The following is a 672-nucleotide window of genomic DNA, read 5'->3' as shown; positions in this document are numbered from 1 at the left end:
CCGGATTTCCGCGCGTCCCCGTGCCGGCGCCGAGCGATGGATGCATGGCCCGCCACGCATATGAGCGTCGCACGCGGGCGCGACACGCGCATCCATCATATTCGTCGAGAAGCATTCCGTCGCGGAACGATGGATCGCCGGGTCGCGCCCGGCGACGACGTCGAAGGCGGCCGCCGCGCTCGATCCGGGGCGGTGACGCCGCGCCGCGTGCGCCCGTCCGGCGCCCGCCCGCCTACTTCTTCTCGATCCCGGCCTCGGCGACCACCTTGGCCCATTTCGCCACCTCGCGGGCGATGCGGGCCTTGAAGTCCTCGACCGAGCAGCCCTGCGCCACCATGCCGTACTTGGTCGCGGCAGCCTGGATGTCGGGCAGCGCCAGCACCTCGACCACGGCCTTGTTGAGCAGCGCGACGATGTCGGGCGGCGTCGCCGCCGGCGCGGCGAGGCCGTTCCAGCTCGTCACCTCGTAGCCGGGCAGGCCGCTCTCGGCGACCGTCGGCACGCCGGGCAGCGACGGCGCGCGCTCGGTCGCGGTCGTCGCGATGGCGACGATCTGGCGCTCCTCCAGCGGCCCCTGCAGGGCGGCCTGGTACTCGAACAGCACGTCGACGTCGCCCTGCAGCATCGCGGTGATGAGCTGCGGCGTCGTCTTGAACGGGATCGCCGTCACGG

General features: G+C 72.6%; 1 protein-coding gene. It reads right to left on the bottom strand.

Annotated features, from left to right (window positions below; genetic code table 11):
• Positions 1–232: 232 nt before the first annotated feature.
• On the bottom strand, positions 233–672 hold a 440-nt coding region (locus ABTU92_RS29055), incomplete at its 5' end, for a tripartite tricarboxylate transporter substrate-binding protein (RefSeq protein ID WP_408095033.1).

The organism is Rhodoplanes sp. SY1 (assembly GCF_046000175.1).
Taxonomy (GTDB): Bacteria; Pseudomonadota; Alphaproteobacteria; order Rhizobiales; family Xanthobacteraceae; genus Rhodoplanes.
Note: the sequence above shows the minus strand (reverse complement) of the source record. Positions and strands in the feature narration are given on the sequence as shown.